The sequence below is a fragment of the Oceanobacillus saliphilus genome (genome assembly GCF_023522835.1).
GTDB classification, from domain to species: Bacteria; Bacillota; Bacilli; order Bacillales; family Amphibacillaceae; genus Oceanobacillus; species Oceanobacillus saliphilus.
The window spans coordinates 1-22,632 of sequence record NZ_JALCZU010000005.1 but is presented as its reverse complement, the minus strand read 5'-3'; the positions used below and the strand labels follow the sequence as shown (position 1 = coordinate 22,632).

Annotated in this window: 24 protein-coding genes and 1 riboswitch; of the genes, 6 read left to right on the top strand and 18 right to left on the bottom strand. The window is 39.4% G+C overall.

The genetic code is table 11. The features are described from left to right. Positions 1-124 precede the first annotated feature (124 nt). From MN204_RS09720 to dnaE, 3 genes are all read right to left on the bottom strand, one after another. On the bottom strand, positions 125-727 hold the full coding sequence (locus tag MN204_RS09720) for a FadR/GntR family transcriptional regulator (protein ID WP_249871112.1): 603 nt from the start codon (positions 725-727) through the stop codon (positions 125-127). A gap of 106 nt (positions 728-833) precedes the next feature. After that, complete coding sequence (gene ystJ / locus MN204_RS09715; RefSeq protein WP_249870885.1) at positions 834-2,066, bottom strand: NADP-dependent malic enzyme; 1,233 nt, start codon at positions 2,064-2,066, stop codon at positions 834-836. Positions 2,067-2,334: 268 nt separating this feature from the next. Further along, the gene (gene dnaE / locus MN204_RS09710; RefSeq protein WP_249870884.1) at positions 2,335-5,694 is read right to left on the bottom strand and encodes a DNA polymerase III subunit alpha; all 3,360 of its coding nucleotides are present in this window, start codon (positions 5,692-5,694) and stop codon (positions 2,335-2,337) included. A 141-nt stretch (positions 5,695-5,835) separates the two neighbouring features. Between dnaE and ytrH the strand changes: the two genes are divergently transcribed. The 3 genes from ytrH to MN204_RS09695 all read left to right on the top strand — a co-directional run bounded on the left by ytrH (position 5,836) and on the right by MN204_RS09695 (position 6,981). Next, the gene (gene ytrH / locus MN204_RS09705; RefSeq protein ID WP_249870883.1) at positions 5,836-6,168 is read left to right on the top strand and encodes a sporulation membrane protein YtrH; all 333 of its coding nucleotides are present in this window, start codon (positions 5,836-5,838) and stop codon (positions 6,166-6,168) included. Then, positions 6,168-6,671: a sporulation membrane protein YtrI gene (gene ytrI / locus MN204_RS09700; protein ID WP_249870882.1), complete on the top strand. Its 504-nt coding sequence runs from the start codon at positions 6,168-6,170 to the stop codon at positions 6,669-6,671. Before ytrH ends, ytrI begins: the two co-directional genes overlap by 1 nt. Before the next feature lie 112 nt (positions 6,672-6,783). Next, positions 6,784-6,981: a YtzJ family protein gene (locus tag MN204_RS09695; protein WP_249870881.1), complete on the top strand. Its 198-nt coding sequence runs from the start codon at positions 6,784-6,786 to the stop codon at positions 6,979-6,981. Between the two features lie 116 nt (positions 6,982-7,097). On the opposite strand, the gene MN204_RS09690 is transcribed toward MN204_RS09695, so the two are convergent. Next, positions 7,098-8,045: a DHH family phosphoesterase gene (locus tag MN204_RS09690; RefSeq protein ID WP_249870880.1), complete on the bottom strand. Its 948-nt coding sequence runs from the start codon at positions 8,043-8,045 to the stop codon at positions 7,098-7,100. Positions 8,046-8,182: 137 nt separating this feature from the next. Here MN204_RS09690 and MN204_RS09685 point away from each other — a divergent pair, with 137 nt between their 5' ends. Continuing rightward, the gene (locus MN204_RS09685; RefSeq protein WP_249870879.1) at positions 8,183-8,479 is read left to right on the top strand and encodes a YtpI family protein; all 297 of its coding nucleotides are present in this window, start codon (positions 8,183-8,185) and stop codon (positions 8,477-8,479) included. 154 nt (positions 8,480-8,633) lie between these two features. On the opposite strand, the gene MN204_RS09680 is transcribed toward MN204_RS09685, so the two are convergent. The 12 genes from MN204_RS09680 to MN204_RS09625 all read right to left on the bottom strand — a co-directional run bounded on the left by MN204_RS09680 (position 8,634) and on the right by MN204_RS09625 (position 18,494). Then, positions 8,634-9,941 carry a DRTGG domain-containing protein gene (locus tag MN204_RS09680; RefSeq protein ID WP_249870878.1) on the bottom strand — a complete coding sequence of 436 codons (1,308 nt, stop codon included), beginning with the start codon at positions 9,939-9,941 and terminating at the stop codon, positions 8,634-8,636. 71 nt (positions 9,942-10,012) lie between these two features. Further along, positions 10,013-10,243 (bottom strand): hypothetical protein, encoded by a 231-nt coding sequence (locus MN204_RS09675; RefSeq protein ID WP_249870877.1) that lies wholly within the window; start codon positions 10,241-10,243, stop codon positions 10,013-10,015. Positions 10,244-10,329: 86 nt separating this feature from the next. Next, the gene (locus tag MN204_RS09670; RefSeq protein ID WP_249870876.1) at positions 10,330-10,866 is read right to left on the bottom strand and encodes a hypothetical protein; all 537 of its coding nucleotides are present in this window, start codon (positions 10,864-10,866) and stop codon (positions 10,330-10,332) included. Further along, positions 10,859-11,401, bottom strand: coding sequence for a hypothetical protein (locus MN204_RS09665; protein WP_249870875.1), 543 nt, complete (start codon positions 11,399-11,401; stop codon positions 10,859-10,861). Before MN204_RS09665 ends, MN204_RS09670 begins: the two co-directional genes overlap by 8 nt. Before the next feature lie 12 nt (positions 11,402-11,413). Further along, positions 11,414-12,319 carry a type IV pilus biogenesis protein PilM gene (gene pilM / locus MN204_RS09660; RefSeq protein WP_249870874.1) on the bottom strand — a complete coding sequence of 302 codons (906 nt, stop codon included), beginning with the start codon at positions 12,317-12,319 and terminating at the stop codon, positions 11,414-11,416. A 12-nt stretch (positions 12,320-12,331) separates the two neighbouring features. Continuing rightward, positions 12,332-13,090, bottom strand: a complete 759-nt coding sequence (locus MN204_RS09655; protein WP_249870873.1) for a prepilin peptidase — start codon at positions 13,088-13,090, stop codon at positions 12,332-12,334. A gap of 107 nt (positions 13,091-13,197) precedes the next feature. Next, positions 13,198-13,602: a competence type IV pilus major pilin ComGC gene (locus tag MN204_RS09650; RefSeq protein ID WP_249870872.1), complete on the bottom strand. Its 405-nt coding sequence runs from the start codon at positions 13,600-13,602 to the stop codon at positions 13,198-13,200. Continuing rightward, positions 13,575-13,658: riboswitch (cyclic di-GMP riboswitch) on the bottom strand. Its footprint overlaps the gene before it by 28 nt. A 74-nt stretch (positions 13,659-13,732) precedes the next feature. Beyond that, positions 13,733-14,929, bottom strand: coding sequence for a type II secretion system F family protein (locus MN204_RS09645; protein ID WP_249870871.1), 1,197 nt, complete (start codon positions 14,927-14,929; stop codon positions 13,733-13,735). Between the two features lie 3 nt (positions 14,930-14,932). After that, positions 14,933-15,973: a type IV pilus twitching motility protein PilT gene (locus tag MN204_RS09640; protein ID WP_249870870.1), complete on the bottom strand. Its 1,041-nt coding sequence runs from the start codon at positions 15,971-15,973 to the stop codon at positions 14,933-14,935. A gap of 12 nt (positions 15,974-15,985) precedes the next feature. Further along, the gene (locus MN204_RS09635) at positions 15,986-17,608 is read right to left on the bottom strand and encodes a GspE/PulE family protein (protein WP_249870869.1); all 1,623 of its coding nucleotides are present in this window, start codon (positions 17,606-17,608) and stop codon (positions 15,986-15,988) included. Positions 17,609-17,628: 20 nt separating this feature from the next. Then, positions 17,629-18,078 (bottom strand): hypothetical protein, encoded by a 450-nt coding sequence (locus tag MN204_RS09630; protein ID WP_249870868.1) that lies wholly within the window; start codon positions 18,076-18,078, stop codon positions 17,629-17,631. After that, positions 18,075-18,494, bottom strand: a complete 420-nt coding sequence (locus MN204_RS09625; RefSeq protein ID WP_249870867.1) for a type II secretion system protein — start codon at positions 18,492-18,494, stop codon at positions 18,075-18,077. The genes MN204_RS09630 and MN204_RS09625 overlap by 4 nt, the downstream gene beginning before the upstream one ends. Positions 18,495-18,555: 61 nt before the next feature. Here MN204_RS09625 and MN204_RS09620 point away from each other — a divergent pair, with 61 nt between their 5' ends. Next, positions 18,556-19,401 (top strand): PulJ/GspJ family protein, encoded by an 846-nt coding sequence (locus tag MN204_RS09620; protein ID WP_249870866.1) that lies wholly within the window; start codon positions 18,556-18,558, stop codon positions 19,399-19,401. Between the two features lie 82 nt (positions 19,402-19,483). Here the strand turns inward: MN204_RS09620 and MN204_RS09615 are convergent, their stop codons facing one another. Both MN204_RS09615 and MN204_RS09610 read right to left on the bottom strand, forming a co-directional pair. Next, positions 19,484-20,164 carry a metal-dependent hydrolase gene (locus MN204_RS09615; RefSeq protein WP_249870865.1) on the bottom strand — a complete coding sequence of 227 codons (681 nt, stop codon included), beginning with the start codon at positions 20,162-20,164 and terminating at the stop codon, positions 19,484-19,486. Between the two features lie 244 nt (positions 20,165-20,408). Next, positions 20,409-21,074 (bottom strand): PspA/IM30 family protein, encoded by a 666-nt coding sequence (locus MN204_RS09610; RefSeq protein WP_249870864.1) that lies wholly within the window; start codon positions 21,072-21,074, stop codon positions 20,409-20,411. 177 nt (positions 21,075-21,251) lie between these two features. Here MN204_RS09610 and MN204_RS09605 point away from each other — a divergent pair, with 177 nt between their 5' ends. Next, positions 21,252-22,349 (top strand): M24 family metallopeptidase, encoded by a 1,098-nt coding sequence (locus MN204_RS09605; protein WP_249870863.1) that lies wholly within the window; start codon positions 21,252-21,254, stop codon positions 22,347-22,349. The last annotated feature ends 283 nt before the right edge of the window (positions 22,350-22,632 follow it).

Below are 22,632 nucleotides of genomic sequence, written 5' to 3'. Positions count from 1 at the left end.
GACAGCCTTCGTTGCACTTATGCAATTAGAAAAGTTTTATACTTTGCTATCTGCTAAAGCGAAACTTCAGTGAGGTAAAACTAGATCCCCACAGGAACTTCTTTGCTTCGGGTCAACATGTCCGTTAATTTGAGATAAATAGTCCTTCGATGGACTGATAGTCACGTGCAGAATATAGATCAGCCAGTTTTGAATAAAAGGCGTCTTCATACAGTTCTGTGTTCACTGTGTATGCAAATTCTTCCATCAAAATCCATATTTTAGTCAATAATAAGTTCTCGGTTTTATTAAAAATATAATTAAAATAAGTACGATGTCTTGCTTGTCGATCATTAACATGTGTTTTGATAATTTTATTCAATTGCTTGAAGTCACTTTCTTCCAATCGGCTGAATGCAAGTTTTGCTGCTTCTTTTTCGATAATCTTTTTCGTTAAAGTCAGGTCGTTCTTAATATTTTCCTGCCTCAAAATAAATGAAGATAAAAGCTCCACCGTCTGAAAAGAACGATAAGTCCTTAAATACGTACCTTCTCCATGTCTTGTTTCAATCAGTCCAATAAGTTCCAAAGCCCGCAATGCTTCCCTTACTGATGACCTGCCTGCATTCAATTTTTCTGAAAGTTCTCTTTCTGAAGGAAGCTTGTCTCCCGCATTTAAATTCTTCATTTCAATATATCGCTGTAATTCCTTGATTACTTCCTGATATACTTTGTGTTTGGATGACATCGTCACTGCAGGACTACACTCCTTTGGAACTTATAGAGGTTGTTCAAAAAGTCACCAAATGATAAGCGTCGAATAGGGCACTTTTTTTGAACGCGCACTTATAATATTATTTTTGTTGCGTCAATCTTCTTGTCTTCTCCGCAATTTCCTCCGGGTCGACTTTCAACCTTGCTACTCCAGAATCCATAGCTGCCTTTGCAACTCTTGAAGCTACCAATGGTGCAACACGTGTGTCAAAAGGGCTTGGTATGACATAATCATCATGAATCTCATTTTCTTCAATCAAGGAAGCAATCGCTTCTGCAGCCGCCACTTTCATATCCTCATTGATCCTTGTAGCTCTCACATCGAGTGCACCACGGAAAATCCCTGGAAAAGCAAGCACATTGTTCACCTGATTGGCAAAATCGGATCTTCCTGTACCAATAACTCTTGCTCCTGCTTCTTTTGCCGCTTCAGGGAGAATTTCTGGATCGGGATTGGCCATGGCAAAAATGATGGCGTCGTCATTCATGCTTGATACCATTTCTTTTGTTAAAGCACCACCTACGGACACTCCAATAAATACATCTGCATCAACAAGAACATCTGCAAGGGAACCTTCTATTTTATCATTGTTCGTAAACTTGGCCACTCGATCCTTCACACTGTTCATTCCATAGGGTCTTCCTTCATAAATTGCCCCTTTGGAATCACACATGATCATTTTGCGAACGCCAAAACTTTGCAACAGACGGATAATCGCGATTCCCGCCGCTCCAGCACCATTCGCTACTACTTTAATATCAGAGAACTTTTTGCCGACAAGCTTTAAAGCATTAATCAGACCTGCTACAGTTACAATTGCTGTACCATGCTGGTCGTCATGAAAAATTGGAATATTCATTTCGCTTTTTAGGCGATCTTCAATAATGAAACAGTTGGGTGCAGCGATATCTTCCAAATTCACTCCGCCGAAATTAGGCTCCAATAATTTTACTGTTTGTACAATTTGGTCGACATCATGCGTAGCAAGGCAAATCGGAAATGCGTCTACACCTGCAAATCCTTTGAACAGTACAGCTTTTCCTTCCATAACAGGAAGTGCAGCTTCAGGACCGATATTACCAAGTCCGAGAACAGCAGAACCATCACTGACAACTGCTACCATGTTACCCTTCATTGTATAATCATATACAGTTTCCGTGCGATCATAAATTTCCTTACAAGGTTCAGCCACACCAGGAGAATATGCAAGGCTTAAATCCTCCGCGTTATTGACTGGTACCTTTGTGTTAATTTCCAATTTCCCCTGGTTTACTCTATGCAAGTGCAATGCTTCATCTCTTAAGCTTGCCATCGTCTCTTATCTCTCCCTTTATGTAGAAATGGTCTATTAATCCTTTACATGTATCCCTATCGCTTTGTACATATCTAAAGGCTGCTCAGTCATAGAAGTAATAAGTTATTTTGCTGTATATGAAAGTAAGTCTATCTGGTTCAAAAGTGGTCAGACCACTAATAACTACTATATTATAACAGAAGATTTTCGTCTGTAAAGTATTGTGTAAAATTGTAGGAAAATCAGAAATAACGGATATTGTTTCTATTCCTGATTTTCATGTATTTTAGTTTCGTTTTTTTAAAACTACATTCTCCCTACCAAAATGAAGATTCAGTTCCTTTAAACAGTCCTGTTCGGTATGGACAAAATATTCGTCCGTAAGCTGATAAGACTGTTTCTTATCCTCATCATAAATTATAACAGGCGTGCCACCCGGGTACTTCCCTGAAATCTGTCCTATTTTGTTTAATGCATTACCGCTCGTGCTGCTCGTTACTTTAATAAACAGCCGCTGGTCCGGTTGTTCAATGAGTTCCGCTTCGTTAAATGGCTTTAGTGTGTCAATAACCCATTGAAGTTTGTTATTCCTTGATTCGACTTTCCCACTGATACTGATAATCATCTCTTCTTCCAGAAAACGACTTACATCTCTGAACAAGTCTGGGAAAACAACTCCATCAATTTCTGAATTTTCATCCCCGAGTGTCAAAAACGCCATCCGGTCACCACGTTTTGTACGAATTGTCTTGATTGACTGTATAATGACTGTAGATTTGACATTTCGTTTACCAACCAATTTTTCAGCATATTTAAGTGCGATATGCCCGCTTGCCCTTAAACGTTTCCTGTAATCCTTAAGTGGATGGCTAGAAATATAGATACCAAGCAATTCTTTTTCATCTGCCAATTTACGAACCTGACTGAAGTCGTCCATATCAATATAATCAGCTTCCAACTCTATTTTGTTTTGGAAGAGACTTGGTTGGCCAGAAAATTCACTGAACAATTCTCCCTGCTCCATCGCCTGATCAATCGATGCAAGCAAACTCGCCCGATTTGCGTGTGTTTCATCAAATGTCCCGGCAATAATCAAGTTCTCCAATGTTGCCCGATTAACCAATTTCGGTGAGACTCTCAGACAGAAATCAAACAGATTTTTAAAGGGACCGTCTTTCCTTGCGCGAATGATCTCAGCAATGGACTGGTTGCCAATTCCTTTTATAGATGAAAGTCCCATGCGTATACTTGTTCCTTCAACGGTATACTTCCCATAACTTCGGTTAATGGTTGGTGGCATAATGTCAATATCCATCGCTCTCAGTTCCTGAATATACGCATTCAGTTTTTCTTGTTGATTTCTGGTAGCACTTAATAACTCCGCAAAAAAGTTTGCTGGATAATGGGCTTTTAGGTATGCAAGCTGATAGGAGATTTTGCTGTAGGCAACTGCGTGGCTCCGCGGGAAACCGTAGTTGGAAAATTTGACAATCCAACTGAAAACCTCTTCAGCCACTTCCAAAGAGTAGCCGTTATTTAGACAGCCATCAATGAACGCTTTCCTTTGCGTGTCCATAACGTCCTGTTTCTTTTTGCTGACAGCACGGCGCAGAATGTCTGCCTCACCTAGCGTAAAACCTGCAATTTTATGAGCTATCTGCATAATTTGCTCCTGATAGACCAATACACCGAACGTCTTTTCCAAAATAGGCTGTAAATCCCGATGTGGGTAGGTAACCTGTTCCTTTCCATGTTTCCGCGCGATATAAACAGGAATAAAATCCATTGGGCCCGGCCTAAAGAGCGCGTTTACTGCAACAATATCTTCAAATGCAGTCGGCTTTAGCCTGTTCAGCACCTGTTTCATTCCTTGTGATTCAAGCTGAAATACGCCATTCGTCTGCCCGCTTCGCAAAATTTTAAATGTTTTCTCATCATCGTCCGGAATCTTCTCCAATGTAAGCTGTTTATCCGATGTATACGTGATGGACTTGATTACTTTCTCAAGAAGTGTAAGATTACGGAGACCAAGAAAATCCATTTTTAATAGCCCAATCGCTTCCAAATCATTCATTGGAAATTGGGTAAGATAAGTATCTGTTGCTCCAACTGTCAACGGCACATGCTCAATCAATGGTTTTTCACTGATGATGACTCCTGCAGCATGCGTGGAAATATGTCTAGGCAAGCCTTCAAGTTTAACAGCTACTGCAAACAACGCCTTTAATTTCGGTGAGCTTTTAACATACTTGTTCAGTTCCTCTGATTCCCTAACTATCTCGGGTATACTATTTTTAGATTGTAATGGTATGTTTTTCAGAATGAAATTCGCATCCTGCTGATCTATGTCCATTGCTTTTATTAATTCTCTGATTAATGATCTTGCAGCAAAAGTTCCGAACGTAATAATTTGGGCAACATGCTCTACACCATACTTATTTCTTACATATTCTATCACTTCATCACGTCTAGCATCTGAAAAGTCGACGTCAATATCAGGCATTGTCTGTCTCTCGGGATTTAAAAACCGTTCGAACAGAAGATTATATTCCAACGGATCAACCTCTGTTATTCCAAGCACATAAGCAACAATAGATCCAGCCGATGAGCCACGACCAGGACCGACCAGAATCTGATTGGACTTCGCATAATTAATAAAATCTGCGACAATCAGAAAATAATCGCTGAAGTTCATCGTTTGAATAACATGAAGTTCATACGATAATCGTTCTTTTACTTTTTCGGTAACAACACTGTATTTCTTCTCCACATTTTCCCAACATTTGGCTGACAGGTAATCCGCGGCACGAATTCCCTCCGGCACAGGAAAAGATGGTATGAGGCGCTGTTCAAAATCAAATGTAACATCACACTTATTTTTAATCGCCTCTGTCATATCGACTGCTTCCGGCCAATGGTTAAAAGTCTCCATCATTTCTGCTTCCGAGCGAAGGTATCTGTTTTTTAATTTTGGATTCGTTCGTTGCATGGTCCACTGGTTACCGTTTTTCATAGCCTGCAGACAATCATACGCTATTTCATCATTTTCTTTTAAGTATATAACATCATTGATTACGGCGGCTGGAAGACCGGTTTTCTCATGAAAAGATTTTAAAACTTGTGTGTGCTTCCTGTCTTCTTCCAACCCTCGATCCTGAATGCCTAGATAGAAATCGCCATCAGAGAAGAGACTTTGCCATGCTTTAAAATAAGTAGTTAACTCCCCATCCTGACCGTCACGTAAAGCCTGTTCGACCTTACCGTCATTTGTCGGATAGATACAAATTAGCTGGTCGCTGTATTCTGATAATTCTTCTCTAAGTATTCCATTTTTCCCGTGGAGCTGGATAGCTGTACTGATTTTCACAAGCCCATGGTAACCAGTATTATTTTTTGCCAGGAGTACACATGGGATGCCTTCTTCCTCCTCCACATCACGTACATACACAGTCATCCCAATAATCGGTTTTATAGAATAGTTTTTGCATGCACGATAAAAAGGAATGACACCATACAGCACTTCTATATCGGTCAGTGCAAGCGCATCAAACTTCAGCTCGTGTGCACGCTCTACCAATTTTGGAATGGTCGCTGTACTGTTCATTAGACTATATCCGCTTTTCACTTGTAAATGTGTGTATGCCATACTATCCCGCCTTTTTCTTTCTATAACTATTATACCAACCAATTCAGAACATGCATACGGTTTTCGGTACTTTTATAAGCATAACATGTCCACACTTCTCATAGAATGTAAGAAGCATGCCTTAGAAGGAGTGCATATGTAATGGAAGAGCGTTTTTTTGCTGCATTTATACATTGTTTTTTTATCGCCCTCGGAGTTATCATCGGTGGATCTTTTATTGGAAGCATCGGGGATTTCGCCACAGGGGATGCTCCACTTACCTCCATGGGGCGGATAGCTGAGAGATTACGTATATGGGGAATTGTTGCGGCAATAGGTGGCACATTCGATGCCATTGCCAACTTTGAAAAAGGATTGCTCGATGGATCTCCGATAGACCTATTTAAACAGGCTCTACTTATTCTTTCTGCTATGGGCGGAGTAAAAGTTGGAATCATTATTATAGACTGGTTCCTTCAAAAGGAGATTTCCTGATGCATATTCCTCCATACTATAGAAAACCAGGCTGGCAGCGATTTTTTGCAGGAGCATTTTTCGGTGGCATTATCTCCTATCTCATCCTGATTTACATGTATGGTACCATGTATGAGCAACTTTTAACAGAAAACATGGAAATCAATTCTGAGTTAAGCGATTTAAAAAAAGAGAATGAGGCATTACTCAAGGATAAGGAAGATTTAAGTGAAAAACAGAGAGAACCTTTGACTGTCAGTTCGATTTCTATCAGAATCGTTGAAGGAGAATCATTGAAAATGGACCGGTTGATTGAACTTCAGCTCGAGGGAATGTTAAAGGAGGAGATCAGCCACTTAATTGGACAGGAAATAGAGATGATAACAAAAAGTGATCAATTGCTCGAGTCGGCAATTGAAAATAAAGGGTTTACCATTGAAGATGTCAACTATTATTTTGAAGTTAAAAAGATTACCATTGCCAGTGAACTAGAAATTAATGTAATACCAAAGCTATCCAACTAACATGAACATTTCATGACACTTAAAAGGAAGTTATAGATTTCCCCTTCTACTTAGGATATAATTTAAATAGGAGTTATAAACATTTAAGCTTAATTGAAGGGAGTCGTTTTTCATGTTGCCCATCAATCTAAGAAGAATACGTGACGAAAAGATCATGCAATTGAAAAAGGGCAATAATGCCTATGCTGAAACAGATGAACTGATCCGCTTGATGAAACGATCAATAGAAAAAGAATGTCTCCATGTTCAGTTTGACGAAACACAGTCTGGATGCTGGTTCATTCCTATGCCAACAAGTAAAACCAGTTAAAAAGAAGTGATGATTTCTATTTTGAAATCATCACTTCTTTTTGGCACTTTCTTACTTGCATATATGTAACGAATTCACACGCCTAAAGGCTTAGGCGTATGCCAAATTTTCTAAGCTTACTTACCAAATGAAAGGCATGCTTCATTAAGTTCCTTGATCATTTCGTCCGCCTCTTCCCAAGTATAGACAGTTGCCCCGGAAGCCAGTGGGTGTCCCCCGCCATTGTATTTCGCAGCGATTTCATTGATGACAGGTCCTTTTGAACGTAGCCTCACCCGAATTTGTTCTTCTTCTTCAATGAAAAATACCCATGCTTTAATACCTTTTACATTACTGATTACATGGACAAGCTGGCTGGACTCATCCGGAGTAACATGAAACTTTTTCAGGATTTCTTCCGTTAGTTTTATGGTGCAAAGGCCGGTTGGTAGTAATTTGAACTGCTGCAGGATATAACCACTCATTCGAGAGATTTTGTCATCCACACTATATAATTCCTTATAAAATGCCGGTCGGTCAAAATTATAAGAAACTAACTCCGCAGCATATTGAAAGGTTTTCTTTGATGTATTCGGAAACATAAATCTGCCTGTATCTCCTACAATACCGGCATATAGTAAGAGAGCCACCTGGTCATTCATTTGAAAACCATTCTCTTTTCCATTCTCATATAATTCATAAATCATTTCACTTACAGAGCTTGCATCTGTATTCACCCAGCGAATATCTCCATATTCGTCGACATTTGGATGATGATCGATTTTAATCAATTTAGCTCCCAAATTGTAGCGATTATCATCAATCCGTGCTGCATTAGCAGTATCACATACAATGACAAGTGCATTGTTATAGACCGTATCTTCCATTTCATCCATCCGTGCAAGAAATAGCAAAGAAGGCTCTTCCATTCCTACAGCATAAACCTTTTTGTCAGGAAAAGAGTGCCTGATTAGTTCTTTTAGACCGGACTGAGATCCAATTGCATCCGGATCGGGTCTTACGTGGCGATGGATGATGATCGTGTCATACGCTTTGATTGCTTCAATAATTTGTCTGATTTCCATACTGTTGCCCCTATTCTACAAATTAATAAACTTCCTTTTTCTTTCTAGCTATATCGACTAAAAAACGTTACAATAATAGTGAATTTCAACGAGCTAGATACAACCTGTACACCCAGAAGAAAATTAGGAGAGATGAAATGGTTATATTCCCTATTGTTATTGTTCTATCGGCAGTATTATATATTTATTATAAGGTTGCCATTCTTAAAAGCAATGATGAGCTTACCCAAAAATATTTTAACGGAAGGGCAAGGTCTTGTCTTGGTACATTTCTTTTATTTTTTGGTATCAATCAATATGTCTTTTATCAAACACAGCTTTCGCTTTTCATCGGTATACTATTTGGAATACTCGGTGGTCTCCAACTGTACAGGGGATTAATGGAAGCGAAACATTATCGCAGTGAATGGCGACGTCTTAACCCCAATGAATAGAAAGATTAAAAGAAATCGGCTATCAATCCCGATTTCTTTTTTATTTAATAGATAAGATTACCATAAATTTTGGGAAGCCATTAAATCTTACACTTATTCAGCCACGTCCAGCTGCTGATCATAGAAACGCTATGCTTTTGTACATATCATACTTCTATCGATTGATCAGTTGTGCCATGATCAATCCCTTCCCTACCAGATTACGTTCATTATAAACTTCCACATCAATCTTTGCATACAGCCTACCGACATCGAGTAACTTCGGTTTAATAACTAGGATACTGTCAATCTGAACCGGCTTACTAAAAAATACCGTCAGATTTTCAATGGTAATATCTGCTTTTTTTACTTTCATCAGCAGTCTGCTGCTCGCTTCCGTAATTAAAGAAGTGAATACGCCATTTGATAATGTTCCCAATTGATTCGTCATTTGCGGGATTACTTTCGTTTCAAAAATGGACTCATCATCTTCACTTGCTTCCAGATTGCTAGACACAATATCATCAATCGTTTCTCCAACCTGTGGCTGACGTTGAATTTGCTGCATCGCTTTTAATACATCCTGTCTGGAGACAACGCCCTCTAGGTGATATGCCTGATCCACAACCGGAACAAGCTCAATACCTTCCCAAACCATGGTATGTGCCACAGATGCCAGTGATGTTTTGGATTGCACGACCTGGGGTTTTCTGCTCATAACGCGGTCGATGACCACGCTTTTTTCTTTTCCAACGATATCTTTCGAAGAGACCATACCAACGACCCGTAGCTTATCATCCACAACGGGAAAACGGGAATGGGATGATGTTTCATTGAGTTCATACCATTGTTGAATGGTATCTTTTGTTTGCAAATAATAGGACTCAGCAAAAGGAGTTGCAATATCACCGACAAAAACAATTTCCTTCTTGATCAGCTGATCATAAATCGCTCTGTTAATCATTGCAGCAACGGTAAAGGTATCATAGCTCGTCGAGATAATCGGCAGCTCTTTTTCATCTGCGAGTTTTTTCACATGGGGTTCTGTGTCAAATCCTCCTGTAATAAGGACAGCCGCTCCGGCTTTCAATGCAAGTTCATGTGCTTTAAATCGATTCCCGACAATAAGTAGGGAATCTGCCTCGGTATAGCGCATCATGGCATCGAGTTGCATTGCACCGATTACAAATTTGCTTAATGTTTTATAAAGACCATCTCGGCCACCTAATACTTGTCCATCAATGATATTGACGACTTCTGCAAAGGTGAGCCTTTCAAAGTTCTCTTTTTTCTTCCGTTCAATACGTATCGTACCGACACGTTCAATAGTGCTTACAAGACCTTGATTCTCAGCTTCTTTTATCGCACGATACGCTGTCCCATCACTTACATTCAGATCCTTGGCAATTTGGCGTACCGAAATTTTACTTCCAACGGACAATGCAATAATATGTTGTATAATCTGTTCGTGTTTTGTTGCCATTTTATTCCACCAGCTTTCAACTGTACTATATCACCTACTAATAGTTATTATACAGTTGAAACACCAGAAACTCAATGCATATCACGTTGTCTTCTGTTATATTCTTCCTGTTCCATTACTGGTGGTCTTGTCATTTCTAATAAGGTTGCAAAATTTGCACCAATGACAAGCAACAGGAACAACAGCCACACTCCCCAGAATAGTAATTCGATGGTTGATGTTGCATAAGGAAACACAGGCCAGGCAATGTACAGGAAAAAGCCAGCTAATAATAAGCGTAGGATGGCATAATGACGCATCATAATCTCCTCCTTTTATTATAAATTATGTAGCGAATAGCAGTATAAGAACTATTATGGACAAAGGAAAAGGATAGCTTGTCTAAAAGCTATCCCGCATGAAATACTGTAAATGTAACTGTAAGGTAACTATCTGTCTCCGTTTGCTGAAGGTTGATCGTATCGATTCGAATCAGTCGTTCTCCCTCTGTCAGTCCGTCCAAAAATCCATTCATAGAATAGAGACTCTGTCCTGTCACATCCATCGTATAGGTAGTTTCGTTCATAAGCGAGCCCTCTTCTGTTTCTGCATTCTCTACTGCGATCATGCCATTCGCTGCTATATAGTCAATACTGACACGATATTCCTCAGCTATTTCGTGTAATTCAATCAGCAACAAATCTGCTGCTTTACTGTTTGGTATTTTGCTAGCTACTTCCGCAAGCTCAACGTGCACTTCCTCTGCCGGCCCATTTGAAAGTTGATCGAGTTGGTTTTCATACATGGATATCTCTGTCTGTTTCGCTTCCACATCTGCCTGCAATGGTTTAATGACATACAGATAAGCTATTCCATAGATTAATAGAATTGCAGCAACAATACCGATTGCAATATACGTATGATGTTTATCCCATTGTTTAATCATTTGCCGCAAACTCCTCTATCACCATTTCGGAATCAACCGTAATCGTTATTGTCGCTTCATAAGCATCTTCCAGTTTAACCGAGCTTGTAAGCAATATATCCTGAACATAGGTCTCTTTCGTAAGCAGTGCGATATAATCGGCCATGGCATACAAAGATTGAAAAGAGGCTTCCACAGCTATCTCATTGTTAGTTCCAAACTCATACGAAAGCAATTGTTCCTCCGTTGCAAGTAACCCAACGAGGTCATGATACAGTGCTGTCGTTGGAATCATTACTGCCTCGAGCGTCTCCATTTCTTCCTGTACCCTTTCAAGCTGTCTAACTGTCCCCTGTTCTGCTTGCTGTTCCATGAGTGCTACTTCCAGCTGAATACGTTCGTTTTCAAGCGCTGTAAGCTGTTTGTCCCCATTGTTTTTTTGGAGAAATAGAACAGTCACAACCGATGCCAGCAACACAACGAAAATAATGCCAATGACGATGTATGCACTATTTTTATTCGGTTCTTTCTCAAGAAAATTAATTTCTGTATTCAAATTGCTCCCCCCTCAGGAATCTTTCTTCAGAGCCAGTCCTAAAACATCGATATACTTTGCTGTCAATTCCTCGTTCTCAAAATAGTGAACAGGCAGTGAAACCGTTTCAGGGAGAATCGTTTTAACCATCTTCAGAAATGGGAAATCTCCGGAAAGAAGCAGCTGATTGATTTGGGCCTCACCTTTTGTAATGGAATACTGGTAAAAATCGATAATTCGATTAATCTCGATGATGTACTCATTGATTAGCTGTCTGACAGATTGTTCATCACGATTTGCATCGATTGAAATTTTCATGTATCGGGAAAAAACCGCTTTATGATTTTTAAATGCTGTTAAAAGTAAAGAATCTTTATTCCAATGCATCAACAGAACATGATTTTTTTCAGCCTGCTTTGTCACATAGTAATAGCGGTATATAGACAAAGCTGTCAAATCAGCTGCCATTGGCTTTAATCCTGCTTTTCCAAATGCTTCCTCATACGCTGAGATTTTATCTTTAGGATATGCAAACAGGAGAATGTCTCTATTTTTCTCATCTGCATCCAGAAATTCGATTGCTATGGCAGGATTGGAAAAAGGCAAATAGAAACTGCTTCCAATCTGTGTTTTCACATAACCAGCCGCTTCCTCTTTTGTTAAGGCAACAGGAACCTGCAATTGTCGAATGACGACCGTATCATCCGGCACAGCGAAAAACAGCTTCTTCCGTTTCCATTTATGCTTATGGACAAGTTCATTTACCACTTCTACAAAAACACCAGTCTTTTCGATCGCTCCGTCCTTGATCGTCCCTTCAGGAAATTCCACCTCTCCATGCACAAGCCTTCCAACAACACTGTTGTTTTTGTGATAGCTGTATCGCAGAACGTGATTGGTAATCACTATATTGACTCTTCCATTATTCATCAATCCCATGTTGTCACCCGCCTATACTAGTAAATTGAAATACCAATTGATTAAAGTATTGCCGTAAAAATACGTTATTAATGCTGCAACAACGATATACGGTCCAAATGGCACTGGCTGCTTTCTTTCGATTATCTTAAATAGGATGAGCACCATGCCGATGACCGCCCCGATAAGACATGATAGAAAGAAAGCAAGTAATACCTTCTCCATACCAAGCACAATACCGAGAACACCAAACAACTTCATATCCCCTGCACCCATGCCGCCACGACTGATGAGGATAATCATAAAAATTAGACCGAAACCAATCATCGCACCACCGATTGCCGACCACCACGGATCTGATGGCTCAATAATTCTCATACCAATGAACAACGGCAGAAAAAACAGCAGCACTTTATTTGGAATGAGCATATACGTTATATCCGACACTACTATAATCATCAACATCGAAACAAATAACAATGCCGTAATCAGCTCGGCTTGAAACCCGATGCTGTAAAAGCTGAACGCAAATAAAGCACCTGTTAAAAATTCGATCACTGGATATATGTATGAAATGCTTTCTCCGCAATGCCTGCATTTCCCCCGCTGGATCAGGAATGAAACTAACGGAATATTCTCATACCATGTCAGTTGATTGTTGCACTGGGGACAAACAGAACGGTCATTTGCGAAGGGTATGTTTTTGGGGAGGCGCAATCCGACAACATTGTAAAATGAGCCGAAAATGAGGCCGAGGAGGAAGAATAGGGTTATTAAAATGATAATATTCATCAACAAGTAGCTCCTTTTATTAGTGAATCAGCTAATTGAACAAAAACGCCCCGCAGTTTACAAGTGCAGAGGCGTGATTGAAAAATTGCTAATTAATAAATATAAGTTTATGGCACGTGGTCAAATTTTAGTCCAGTAGTTCCAGTAGCAGCAGTTACTTTAACGGTACCGCTTATTTCACCTTCTTTTACATCTAAATAACCTGCATCTACTAGATCTTCAACAGTATATTCTTGTTGAACAAGCCCACTTACATGTGCTAATCTGGCAGCTGAAATAAATAGATCAATATTTGCTTCGTCAGCTTTTGTTTCAGAATCACTTATTACATTCCCAATCGCCGGCACAGCAATAGCCAAAATTACTCCCAAAATAACAATAACCGCAAGCAACTCTACCAACGTAAAACCTTTCTCTTTCTTCATCATCTTCTTCAACTTTTGTAACATAAAATCTCCGCCTTCCTTAATATCGTATTCTATTAATTCCAGTCGGCCGGTTGCACTACTCACTCCTGATTACCCAAGTGCCCACATACAGGTAATCGATCATTGCATCCTACTAATTTCCTATTTCATTTTCATTATATTACACTTTTTACCATAATTCTACTATTAAAATTACAAGATAGTGAACAAAGTACTACAAATTTTCAAACATACCGAACATCGGGATGACAACAGCTGCAATGATGCCACCAACTAGAACTGTCAGGACAATAATCATCAATGGTTCGATTAATGTTTTGATTCGATTTGATAGCTGATCGACCTCTTCGGCATAAAATTCGGCAGCTTTTGATAGCATATGATCCAATGTACCTGTTTTTTCTCCAATCTGAATCATTTGGACAATTAAAGCAGGAAAAGCCCAGTGCTCTTTCATTGGCTTTGCAAGCGAATCACCGACAGCCAATGATTTCCTTGCATCAATCAGCACATTTTCTATCACTCTATTTCCGACTATTTTTTCTGTTATTTCTACTGATTGTAGTATCGGAACAGAGCTGTTTACGAGTGTACTCAATGTTTGTGTCATCCGAACTAATGCACCTTTATGAACCATGACACCAAGAAATGGAAATTTCATTTTAAGAAAATCCACCCTGTATGCAAAAGCCTCATATTGAATGAAGTATTTATAAAGAATAATACCAACGACAACAACAAACAGCAATATCCACCAATATCTTCCCGTAAAGTCACTCAAATTTAGAACAAATTGCGTATAGGCAGGGATCTCCTCCCCAAATGAGTTAAACATGCTGACAAATTGAGGAACGATGAAGACGAGCAGGAAGATACTCAAGAAAACTGTAATGACAGCAACGACACTCGGGTACAGCAATGCAGAGATAACTTTCTGCTTATTACTGTATTGCTTTTCATAGTAATCAGCCATTTCATTCAGTATTTCATCGAGCTTACCGCTTACCTCACCGGCATGAATCATATGGACAAGCAACGTCGGGAAAATTTTCGGATGCCGCGCTGCAGCCTTTGAGAGTGCTTGTCCCTGTTCAAGCTGCTTATCCATATCTGTCAATGCCATTCGAAGTGCATAGTTATTAGTCTGAAGCATCATCGTCTTTGTCGCTTCCGAAATCGTAATCCCCGCATGAATCAATGTTGCGTATTGTCTCAAAAAAACAATGAAATCTTTGTTCTTTACTGTTTTATTTAAAATGATATCTTTGTTCCATGGCTTTGTCTCTTTAATCTCAAAAATAATCAACCCATCTTTTTCCAACTGTGAGAGGGCTATCTTCTTCGTATCGGCCTCAATCTTCCCTTTAATCTTTTGTCCGGATAATCTCCGCCCGCTATATTGATAGTTCATCGGTTAGAAATTCCTTTCCTGCAAATAAGGAGCTGCTGTTTCATAATCGATTTCATCCTCACTGACTAACCGTTTCAGATCCATTTCCAGCGTATGCATCCCCTGCTCACGTGAAGTCTGAAGTACGTTTTGGATTTGATGGAGTTTTTCATTCCGAATCAGATTTTTAACAGCTGAACTGTTAATCAGTACTTCTGTTGCAACACGTCTGCCCATTCTGTCTTTTGTAAGGAGCAACCGCTGCGAAATTACCGCCTGTAATATGGTTGAAAGCTGAACTCTGATCTGATCCTGCTGTTCTGCCGGAAATACATCAATAATTCGCTCAATCGTTGATACTGCATCTGTCGTATGTAATGTACCAAAAACCAAGTGGCCGGTTTCGGCAGCGGTAATTGCTGTTGAGATCGTTTCAAAGTCACGCATTTCCCCAACTAGAATTACATCAGGGTCCTGACGCAAACTTGCCCGCAGACCGTTCACAAAATTGTTCGTATCAAATCCGACCTCCCGCTGATCGATAATCGATTTGTGATGGGAGTGCATGTATTCAATCGGATCTTCAAGTGTAATAATGTGACGTGGCATCGTTTGGTTAATATAGTCGATCATCGAGGCAAGCGTCGTACTTTTACCGCTTCCCGTCGGTCCTGTCACAAGAATAAGACCCTGTGGATAATGCACGATTTCCCTCGTGATCGACGGCAGATGCAGCTGTTCAATGGTTGGAATACGATCAGGTATAATTCGGATCGCAAAGGATAATTCCCCACGCTGGTAAAACACATTTACCCGAAATCTAGATATTCCATGGATACCATAAGAAAAATCGAGTTCCCGTTTGATACGGAGCGTTTCCAATTGTTCTTCAGATAAAATGAGTCGAACAATTTGTCTCGTATCTGCAGGCACAAGTTTTGGCAAATCCTGTTCTTCTAAATTTCCGTTCATACGAAAAATTGGTGCCTTGCCAACTGTCAAATGGACATCGGAGGCATTTTTTTCAAAAGCATTCGTTAACCATTTCTCAAAGTTTTTCTTCATTTTCGTTCACCCTCATAAACTTATAGATATTTGCATAATTTCATCAATTGTCGTTAACCCTGTTTTTACTTTTTTCAATCCATCCTGAATAAGAAAATCCATTCCCATCCCTTTTGCATATTCGCGGATTGCAGCTGTTGATTGGTTATTCAGGAGCATGCTTTTCATCGTTTCATCGAGAGCCAGAACTTCATGTACTGCAAGCCTCCCCCTATACCCTGTCTGGTGACAGACACTGCAGCCTTGTCCGTGATAGACACGCTCCACTTCCAAACCGTTCTTATGGAAAATCTCCTTTTCCATTTCTGTTAGCTCTCTATCTGTCCTGCAGTCCCGACAAATTTTCCGTACGAGACGTTGGGCAACAACACCTGATAAAGAAGAAACGACAAGATAAGGCTCAATCCCCATATCAATTAAACGGGGAATGGACTCGACAGCACTATTTGTATGTAATGTACTAAATACCAAATGTCCTGTTAACGAGGCACGAATAGCGATTTCCGCTGTTTCCTGGTCACGTATTTCACCGACCATGATAATATTCGGATCCTGCCGTAAAATGGAGCGTAATCCCTCTGCAAAGGTTAAGCCGATTTTACTGTTCACCTGTACCTGATTGATCCCTTCCATTTGGTACTCGACTGGATCTTCAACGGTAATGATGTTGACGTCTTCTGAATTCAACCGGTTGACAGAGGCATACAATGTTGATGTCTTTCCAGAACCTGTTGGCCCGGTTAATAGAACAAGTCCGGATGGCTGCGTAATCAGGTTTTGATATTTTTTAAGATTGGGAACTGAAAAATGTAACTCAGATAAATCCATCAGTGCATTGTTCAAATCAAGGATACGGATAACAACCTTTTCTCCGTATACAGTAGGTAGACAGGATATTCTTAAATCGACTGGTGTTGAGCCAACCAATGTCTTAATCCGGCCATCCTGCGGTAAACGCGTTTGTGTAATATTCATATCTGCCAAAATTTTTATTCTTGCGGTCAATGAATTCTGCATCTGTTTTGGAATCATTTTTTCTGTCTGCAGTCGTCCATCAATGCGGTAACGAACTTGTACATTTGCTTCATGTGGATCAATATGTATATCACTGGCCTTTAATTGGACACCGGTATTCAGCAGCTGGTCCAGCATGCGAATAACAGGGGCTTCAGCTCCATCATTGGAATCGAGGAGCAGTTCCGAGTCATTTTTGAAGTAGTGTTTATTGATGGCATACAAAATATCATCCTTGGCAGCAATTACCGGGGAGATACTGAAGCCTGTCCCGATTTCCAAATCATCAATAACAAAGTAATCCATCGGGTCACGCATTGCAATTGTTAACGTGTTGTCCTGCAATTTTAAAGGCATCAAGATATTCTCTTGAGCCGTTTCCTTCGTTACAAATCCAAGCACATTCTCTTCAATCGGGTAGCGATAAAGAGATACATGTGGAATTCCCAATTGAAACTCGAGAACTTCAATTAGCTGCTGCTCTGTTATAAAGCCATGGTCAAGAAGCGCATCACCCAATTTCTGGTCATCTTTTTTATTTTCCAGAGCTTCAACGACTTGTTCCTCAGTGACAAGACCTGCTTCCTGGAGTAAATCTCCAAGGCGTTTTCGTTTCATCATTCGGGTTCCCCGCTTTCATGTTATTCAGAAATCGTTATGACGATGGTTCCGTTTGCTGTTGCTTTTACATTATTTGCAGTGCCTATACTATGGAAACTGATTCGTCGTTCTTCTTCATTATAGTCTTCAAACGTAATTTCAAATGTTCGTCTATCCCCATCAATTGTCACTGGATTATCTAGTGAATCTATTAATGTAGTCGTATGCGTTTCTATAATCCGATCAACTTCTTCTGGATTGTTTTGTATTTTCTCTTGTAGTTCTGGCTTACTCTTTTCTACTACTCGTTGAAAATATGTGACACCCATCTCGGCAATAAGCTGTGCATCGATTTGTTTTTCCATCGTAGTTACTTGTTTGGTTGTATTTGTCACTACAGTAAATAAACCCAATATAAATACAAGAAATAAAGTAATGATCATTATCGTGAGCACGAGTGCTGCACCTTTTTCGTTTCTTAATGTATTCATTCTAAATCACCTGACATATATGTATACGATTCACTAACTAATTTCCCTGATTCGGTAAATATGGTTATCTTTGTACGGTATAAATCCAGTTCTTGCTCTTCGCAAGTGTTTAACATTGATTTATAACTGATTCCGTTTAACGTATATGCTTTATAAAAGATATCTTCTTGTTGATACGTATCACACTGTTGGATATTATCAAAGAGCGTATGTACATTTATATTTTTAACTTCACTGCTTACTTGAGGTAATAGATTACTAGCCACCAATTCATCATCCGTTGTTTGTGTCCAACTCATTATTTGCGGAAAAAATGGTAAAAATGTCCCGATTACCATCACTAAAAGAGCAATTGATGCTATAATTTCAATAAGGGTGAACCCCTTGCTGTTACGCATTTTAAATTTAGTATCCATAGAAGTTCACTCCTTAAACGTGACTTTTCTACTATTATACCATTTAATGGGATGTGAAAAAATGAAATTTCGACAATTTACAAATACATTAGGAATGACATTGGTAGAGCTGCTGGCTGCTCTTAGTTTGTTTGCGGTGGTTATCGCTCTTTCTTCGACTGTGATCATGCAGATGATAAATGGCGAAAATAAAGCAAGTGATGATATTTCTTTAAAACAGGAAACGAACGTATTAATCAGTGAAATGAGAAATGATTACGAGAAAAAATTAAAGGACACAAATAACAATGAAACCTTTAATATTTGTTTTCAAACGGAATCCGCAACAGTTCAAGAGCTATTTATTAACGGAAACAGCACTGCGATAGAAAATGGATGCACTGTTGAGGAATTTGGAATTGACGATACATTAAACATAAAATTAATTACACAAAATTCATCAAACAGAAAATTTGAATTAGAAACGTCCTTCCTCCGTAAAAGCAGTCATGTTCCACTTGAAATTACATTAGAACATAATGAAGATAACGAAGATGAAAATACAGATCCAGAGGAAATAGATTGGTTACCAGTTTCAGAAGAAAGATGTGTATATGACCATCATACACTTTTAACTGATTTACACTTTAAACACAACACGGACTGTGAAAAAGACGGTGACTTTACTATTTATACGGTAAATGGTGATGCGAAAATGGATGGTAATATTACATTGCAGGTTAAAACGAAGTTAGTGATTAAAGGTACGTTATACGTAACTGATAATACCAATATCTCAGTAAACGGTGGCAATAGCCACAATAAAGGCGAGATATGTATGGAAGCAGAAGATGGTATCATTTATCCTCCTAATAAAAGTGAAGAAGACTATGGCGATATTTTCAGTTGTTCCGAAGAAGAAGTTTAGAAAACTTGGAAACTAACTAAGTCTTTTCTCGAAGACCTTATTTACCGCCAAAAACCCGTGAGCATTGCTCACGGGTCCTATTTTACAGCTCCAATTCTTCCCCGATTTCCATTGCCCTGCCTTCACCAGTTTGTACCTTCCCGGCCCAAGCTTTTGGATCCTGATCAATAACTGGGAATGTATTATAGTGGATGGGAACAGATATTCTTGCGTTGATCCAGTCTGCGGCAACTAATGCATCATCAGGTCCCATCGTAAAATTATCGCCGATTGGAATAAAAGCCACTTCGATATCATTCATTTCTCCGTACATTTTCAGGTCGGTAAATAATGCCGTATCTCCAACATGATAAATTGTTTTCCCTTCAACCGTCAGCAGGATTCCACCAGGCATTCCACCGTAGATTATTGTTCCATCATCCTCTGTATAGGAAGAACCATGAAAAGCCTGTGTAAACTTCACTGTGCCAAAATCAAATTCATGGGAACCACCAATATGCATCGGATGTGTCACCAATCCCTTAGTCCCTAAGTAGACAGCCAATTCATTCGGCGCAATGACCAATGCATCGTTTCTTTTCGCAATCTCAAATGTATCACCGACATGATCATTATGTGCATGTGTAAGTAGGATCACATCTGCTACTACTGTATCAGCATTCAAATCACATGCCTCATTTCCGGAAATAAACGGATCGATTAAAATCGTATGACTTTCTGTAACAACCTTCACGACGGAATGTCCATGATAAGATATCTTCACTTTCATCTCTCCCTTTATACGTATTCACTTTATCTATTCGATAAAAGTTTCTATAGTCCTTCTACCCTTCCACACATTTTTCTATTCATTTTCTTTCCTTTATGTAGCTTAAAAGACTATTTTCCATTATCAGCGCTGTAGATCTAAATAGATGTTACGTCGCATTTTATATCAAATCCGATGAAAGTCTAACAGTTAATCATCTTTTTTAAAAAAGAGAAGCAGAATTCTCTGCTCCTCCTCTTTATTTACCTAACTTTTGCTTCAATGCTGCAAGTTCATCATCGACGCCATCATTGTCCAAATTTTTAAATTCATCATCTAATGTACGGGAGGCCTGCGATAAATCCTCCGTAGTATCCGCTTCTGCTTCGTACTGCATGACGCGCTCTTCCATGCGTTCAAAACCACGACGAGATTCATCATTTCCAATCGAAGACATGGTGCGGTTCATTTTTGTTCTTGTTTTGGCTGATTCTGCACGTGCTTTCAGGGAATCTTTTTTCAGACTCATTTCCTGGTATTCTTTTTTCATTTCATCCAATTTAGCTTTCAGAACTTCTACATCACTTTTTGTACGTTCCCATGACGCATGCAGTGTATTAAATGTGGCTTCATGTCCTTTTTTATCTTCCAGTGCGCGACGTGCCAAATCATCATTTCCCGCTTCGATTGCCTGTTCAGCCTGATTCAAACGTTTTTCAATCATCGCTTCTGCATCATTTGCTTTACGTTTAAGCATTTTTTCACTTGCAATTTGTTTCGCAACAGCTGCTTCCACTTCTTTGATGTCCTCTGCCATTTCCCTCATGAACTGATCAAGCATTTTCACAGGGTCTTCCGCTTTATCCAGCATGGAATTAAGTTCTGAACTAACTACTGTCTTCATTCGATTAAAAAATTTAAACATGAAAATTCCTCCTTTAATATATATTTAGTGCGGCATCTCGCCGCTATACAAATTCCCGTATGCCCATGTTCTGCTATTTACCTACACTATGTATTACGGGGGAACTCTTAAAAGGTTTCATATTAAAAAAAATTTGTTCTGCTATACTAGAACTACTATATCTTTAGAGGTGATCCTATGAATGAACGACTTAATAATTTACTGAGGAAATTGCAAAATAACAATATGGACAGTGCATTAATAACATCGAAAGCAAATTTTTATTATTTGACCAATTATTATACAGAGCCACATGAGCGCTTGATTGGTGTTTTTGTGAGTAACCGTTTAGACCCTGTAATGATTGTTCCCAAAATGGAAGCTGAAGATGCACGTGCTGCAGGCTGGTCAGGAGAACTCATCAGCTATTTTGATCATGAAGATCCGTGGAAATTATTTCTGGACTATTTAACCAAGCATAACAAGGTGCCTCAATCTATCGGTCTGGAACACGATCATATTACATTGGAACGCTTGGAGGCCATTGAGCGAATCTTACCGAAAACAACTATATTTGATGTCAAAGAAATAATGGCTAATTTACGAGTGGTAAAAAACAAAAAGGAATATACTTTATTAAAGCAGGCAGCAGCACTCGCAGATTTCGGTATCGAAACCGGTGTAAATGCGATTTCAGAAGGAGTAACCGAACTTGAGCTAATCGCTAAAATAGAATATGAACTAAAAAAGCAAGGTGTGCGGGAAATGTCCTTCACTACCATGGCACTCGCCGGAGCGAAAACAGCTTCACCGCATGGTACCCCTTCGAATGTAAAAATCACTCCAGGTGATCTCGTTCTCTTTGACCTAGGTGTTATATTTGAAGGATACTGTTCTGATATTACGAGAACCGTTGCATACAAATCCATCACGGATGAGCAAAAACAAATTTATAAGACCGTCCTTGCTGCAGAGCTCCATGCGATTGACGCTTCCAAACCAAATACTGCTGTCGGTAAAGTAGATTATGCTGCACGGGAAACGATTGAAAAAGCTGGGTACGGGGACTATTTTACCCATCGTATCGGACATGGACTGGGAATCGAAACACATGAATATCCGTCGATGCACAGCAATAATGAGCTCCCACTGAAATCAGGTATGTGCTTTACAATCGAACCAGGTATTTACATGCCCAACATCGGCGGGGTTCGAATTGAGGATATGATTTTCATGACGGAAAAAGGTGCTGAAATCCTTACAGCATATCCTAAACAATTACAGATAATAGGTTAGGAACAAAAGCGCAAGCGCCCGTTTAGGGACGTACAGACTGGACCGAACCGCAGGAGATAAAGGAAACACGGTGAGGGACGAACCGATGTTGACTTATCGTACGGAGGTACGGGAAGTCTGATAGTACCTGGTCCGCTTGCGCTATACGTAGCCGTTCCGATAATAAAATTATCCACAACCGAAAAAATCTATAATTTCCTGGTGTATGAAATAATGTATTTAGGACACAAAAAGTCCCATTGACTATGCTACGATTGAAATACTTAACCAAGTTTACTCAATC